At 39.9% G+C, this 4,754-nt stretch carries 5 protein-coding genes; 1 reads left to right on the top strand and 4 read right to left on the bottom strand.

Features of this window, described 5'->3' with window-relative positions:
* A partial coding sequence (locus WBM98_RS19175) for an SGNH/GDSL hydrolase family protein (RefSeq protein WP_424367626.1) occupies window positions 1-665 on the bottom strand: 665 nt, incomplete at its 3' end.
* A 121-nt stretch (window positions 666-786) separates the two neighbouring features.
* Entirely contained in the window at window positions 787-1,647 is an 861-nt protein-coding gene (locus WBM98_RS19170) for a hypothetical protein (protein WP_424367625.1), read from the bottom strand.
* 385 nt (window positions 1,648-2,032) lie between these two features.
* Between WBM98_RS19170 and WBM98_RS19165 the strand changes: the two genes are divergently transcribed.
* Window positions 2,033-2,944, top strand: a complete 912-nt coding sequence (locus WBM98_RS19165) for a hypothetical protein (protein ID WP_424367624.1) — start codon at window positions 2,033-2,035, stop codon at window positions 2,942-2,944.
* A 46-nt stretch (window positions 2,945-2,990) separates the two neighbouring features.
* On the opposite strand, the gene WBM98_RS19160 is transcribed toward WBM98_RS19165, so the two are convergent.
* Window positions 2,991-4,478 carry a S10 family peptidase gene (locus WBM98_RS19160; RefSeq protein ID WP_424367623.1) on the bottom strand — a complete coding sequence of 496 codons (1,488 nt, stop codon included), beginning with the start codon at window positions 4,476-4,478 and terminating at the stop codon, window positions 2,991-2,993.
* Between the two features lie 69 nt (window positions 4,479-4,547).
* Window positions 4,548-4,754 (bottom strand): DUF2400 family protein (locus WBM98_RS19155; RefSeq protein ID WP_424367622.1); only part of this gene is annotated, 207 nt, incomplete at its 5' end.

Genomic DNA, 4,754 nt, shown 5'->3' with positions numbered 1-4,754 from the left:
AAGGCCTTGGAAATTGCCGCTTCAGCCAATGGCGCCATTACTTCATAACCCAACTTGGTAGGGTGTACTTCGTCATGGGCATACTTTTTTGGCATGCCGTCACGTTGATCGGCCATAACAGAGAAATAATCCAAATAAACATGCCCGTTTTGCCCAGCATATTCTTTTAGCATCTTGTTCAGTGCCACGATTTTTTGTGAAGGCTGCAGGCCTGGTTTCCATGGATAGTCATAGGCGGGGAGTACCGAAGAAATGACTACTTTAATACCATGTGCGACGGCCAATTCGGACATCGACTTTATATTATCGGCGATCATTTCCAAGGTCGATGGACCTGTATTCCCGGCAATATCATTGGTGCCAGCGAGGATGACCACTACTTTGGGTTGCAAGGCAATTACATCTTGGCGAAACCTCAAAAGCATTTGGGGCGTGGTTTGTCCACTAATGCCCCTATTGATATAGGACTTGTCGTCAAAAAATTCGGGAACGGTATTCAACCAACCGATAGTGATTGAATTGCCCATAAAAACCACTCTATCCTCGTCTACTTCAGGTAAGCCCATTTTAGCGTTGTCGGCCCTAAATTGTTCAAGGTTGGCCCAATCCTGGGCGTGGGAAGCGGTAACCATTAAAAAGATGAGTAGCATTACGGTTGATTTCATGGCTTTTATTTAGATCCTTTATCGATTTAAATATACTAATTTCAACAGTAAGCAAATACGGATAAACAAAAAACCTTGGCAAATTTCTTCGCCAAGGTTTCTATCTTTTGTTTAGGTTTTTTTATTCGCAGGCTACATCTGCACCTGAACTATCCCAACAATGCCAAAGTTCATCTTCAAACTGGGTAGGCGCCATCACACGACCATAAAATTCCGTGCGATTCCATTCAACATTCACATCTACAAATTCTTCATACTGAAGATCGTATACATGAACATTATAGAACACATCATAATCACCCCCTTGTAATCCATATTCAAGATAACTGCCCATGAATAAGTCATCACTATCCTCATCGTTCAATTCACGAACCCATGAGTATTTTATACTTGCAATTTCATCGTTCTCTCTAGTCCATTCTATGCTGATCATACGATCAGGGCGTTCGTTAGATTGATTAAGTACCCATTCCCCGCTGTTTCCATCGAGATCAGAGACACCCGAGAACCATAGGAACTCCTCAAAAGAATCAGCGCCAGTTTTGGAAACATACATTTTCCATTCCACTTCTTCGCTGGTCAATTCCCCGGTAAGTCTTGCGGTATATTCGCTTGCAAATCCATCAACGGTATATGACCATTGCCAGGTATTTTCACCGATCACTTCAGCCTTATGAGCAAATGCACCTTTAAAGGAAGTCACGGGAACCACTAACTGCGTGAATAATGCGGTGTTCCAGAAACCAACGACCAATCTGGGATATAACCAGTTTTCACCTACTTTGGCCGCTAAGGCATTTTGTTTACCTGAGTCAGAGCCTTCGTTTAAGAAATCACCGAAGTCCACTGCCATTGATTCGTATGGTGGTAACACCAATGCATCATTTGCTAGTTTGTCATCATCATCGGACTTGTCACAGGACATATTAAATACCATAACAAAGGCCAATAATATAAAACCAATTTTTGTTCTAATTTTCATAACGTTTGGGATTGTTTAAATTTTATCTAGAAACCTAAACGCAAGAATGATGCCTTAATTGTATGGTCAACTGTCTTTTTTATAAACAATAAAAAGGAGATTTCCCTATTCTATTTATTAATAAAGCGAAAGTTAAAGGGAGATTTTAAATATGCAAAGAGAACTTGAGTAATTAATACGTCAAATGCAATTAAAATATTTCAGATAATCCATTTAATAGATTGAATATCTGTAAGATATGTTACAAATGAATATTTTTTGTATCTTATAATTGAGTTTTCCTTTTCCTCTCAGTGCGATTGGAAATAAGGCTCTGTTCCCCATTGATTTTCTTAGGCTAGGTTTCCAACTCTCTGGAATAGCAAAACAATAGAATCAAATGCATATGAAAAATTCACAGATCATACCGCTCATCCCTCTTTTTTCCTTATTCCTTATGGTTTCTTGTGAAATGGATTTGTTCGATGGTGAAGATGATGATGTTAATTTAGTAGCTAAGTTTAATGATAACATCGGCCCAATAGAGGTAGAGGAAATTGTATATGGTAATTGGAAGGGATCAAATCATATTCAAGGGATTTGTTTTGACGAAAACACCTTATTTGTTTCGGCGACCAAACAATTAATAAAATATTCCATGGACAAGGAAATAGTAATTTCTGAACAAAATTGTCATGAAATGCTTGGTGAAGAATGTAATGCTTTCCACTATGGGGACCTTGCTTTTTATGCTGGGGATTTGTGGGTGCCTTTATGCACTTCAAAATCATGGAAAAAAGATTATACATGTAGTCAAAACAAACTTCTCAAATTTGAAGAGGGTGTAATCGATGGAATAAAAAGGCCCACGTCTTATTTTCTTGATTTCCCTGGTCATATAGGTGCATTAGAGATTTTAGACGATAAGATTTATGTGGCCGGGAAGGATATAAATACGGAGTGGCCGCATGATGATAATTGCCATGAAGAACAAATAATTTATGTGTATGCCATTGAAAACCTGATTGAAAATGGGTGCAATGTACATCAAGATGTTATTCGTTTTGAAGCACATGGCAGAAATGGAATTCAGAATTTAGCGGAATTCAGTCAGGATAATCTACTTATTACCACCTATAAATGCGAAGACGACCCTGACAACTATGTTTATTTATTGAATATTGTAACTGGGACAAACACATTTTACCGTAATGAAAACTGGGAATATGGGGTGGCCAAAAATGTTAATGGTTTGCTCTATTTTTCTGAAGACAACAGAAATACTTCGGCCATTATTTTAAATGCCATATATCCTTAAAGGTTAGAAGGCCAGCTTAGACTATTTTCACTACCTGCGCTAAATTTTAATATTTTGCACTTTCACCCAATACAGCAGTCCGTTTAATAAAAGCACGTATATCATCATTGGCCTTTTGCAGGTCTTCCCGACGTAGGTACATCATGTGACCACTTCGATAGCCCTTAAATTCAAAACGATCTTTCATACGACCACTGGGGTCCACTTGCCACATGGTGTATTTGGCATTGAAATAAGTCGTGGCACCATCGTAGTAGCCAGATTGTACCAAAACATTTAAATATGGGTTTTGTGCCATTGCTTGGCGAAGATTGTCACGGGTATTGTCATCCTCATTGTTCCATGGGCGCACGGGACCGAACATATTGTATTTAATATCGGTTTTGAACTTCAATTCCTCTTGCAAATAATAGTTTATTGCCGGAGTAAAACTGTGTAGCCATGAAGTTAATTCAGCACTATAGTCTGGACGTGTACCATTCAATTCTCGATCTATTCCCAAGTAGCGGGAATCCAATCTGCCCATAGTGTAGCCACCTTGCTCTTTTAATAGGTTTTTCCAGAAATACCCAGTAGGTACTACTAGATTTTGATCTACTATCTCTTTTTCTGATAAGCCGGAATAATAGGCTATTTTTTTGGCAACCGCATTTTTCTCTGTCTCCCCTATAAACCCGCCTTTAGCCAACGCGGGTATGAGCGTGTTGATGGTATAATTCTCCGATTCAGGTAAAATCTCCAATAGATCTTTGTTTTGTAATTCTGGGGGCAGTGCTTTATGGTGCCATGCTGCGGCCGTATAATACGGAAGGTTCAAGGCATCCGAAACAGGTCCCCCATTGCGAATGACCTTATAATCGGCTGGGGAAACCATGATCACACCGTTCAAGTACATCCATTGTTGGTTTTGTAAGGCCAATGATAGCCCCATGACACGGGTACCCCCATAACTTTCGCCTATAATGTATTTAGGGGATCGCCATCTATTGTTGCGGGTCACAAACGTATTCAACCATTCTGCCAAATATTTGATATCGGCATTTATTCCAAAAAATATATCCCGGTCTACATCCTTCCCTGTTTCGGGTATGGTACGGGAATAGCCGGTATTTGCTGGGTTAACATATACAATATCGGTAACATCCAAAACGGAATACGGGTTGTGGTTCACGCCATAAGGTTGCACCGGATATCCCTCATCGTCTATTTTGAGTATTCTTGGACCGGTATATGCCAAATGCATCCAGACCGAGCCAGACCCCGGTCCGCCATTAAAGGAAATCAACAGGGGTCTGGAGGCTTGGTCTTTAACGTTGTTTCTAGTATAATAGGTATAATGTAAAGCGGCTATGGGTTTACCTTCGGCATCCCAAACGGGCTGCGTACCTGTTTTTGCCGTATAATTAATGGCAACTCCATTTATCGTCACACTATGTTGTGTGGTTACAATGGTATCAATAGGAAGTTTTCGTCCTTGGGCATTGGCGGACATCAGACATAGAACTAGACCACCTACTAGAATCAGGTTTTTCATTTTTGGTTGATTTGCGTTTGGCTTAAATTTAATCAATTTGATCTACGCTGTAAAATTTCAACTTTATAATTAGAACTTTTCGAATACCCCAAGTCCAAATAAGGCAAAATCATACTTCACGGGATCGTTCGGGTCGAATTTACGTAGCACGGTATCCAGTTCATGTAAGGCTTTGGCATCATTCTGTTTGCGTTTTAATAAACCCAATTTTCTTGCGACATTGCCCGAATGCACATCTAAGGGACAGGAGAGTTGGCTGGGAGACATCGTACGCCA

Origin of the sequence: Maribacter sp. (assembly GCF_049667165.1) — a bacterium.
Taxonomy (GTDB): domain Bacteria; phylum Bacteroidota; class Bacteroidia; order Flavobacteriales; family Flavobacteriaceae; genus Maribacter_A.
Note: the sequence above shows the minus strand (reverse complement) of the source record. Positions and strands in the feature narration are given on the sequence as shown.

What these genes read in the sequence shown, in the direction of transcription:
- WBM98_RS19170 (WP_424367625.1), bottom strand. Translation starts at nt 1,647, where the DNA reads ATGAAAATTAGAACAAAAATTGGTTTTATATTATTGGCCTTTGTTATG.
- WBM98_RS19165 (WP_424367624.1), top strand. Translation starts at nt 2,033, where the DNA reads ATGAAAAATTCACAGATCATACCGCTCATCCCTCTTTTTTCCTTATTC.
- WBM98_RS19160 (WP_424367623.1), bottom strand. Translation starts at nt 4,478, where the DNA reads ATGAAAAACCTGATTCTAGTAGGTGGTCTAGTTCTATGTCTGATGTCC.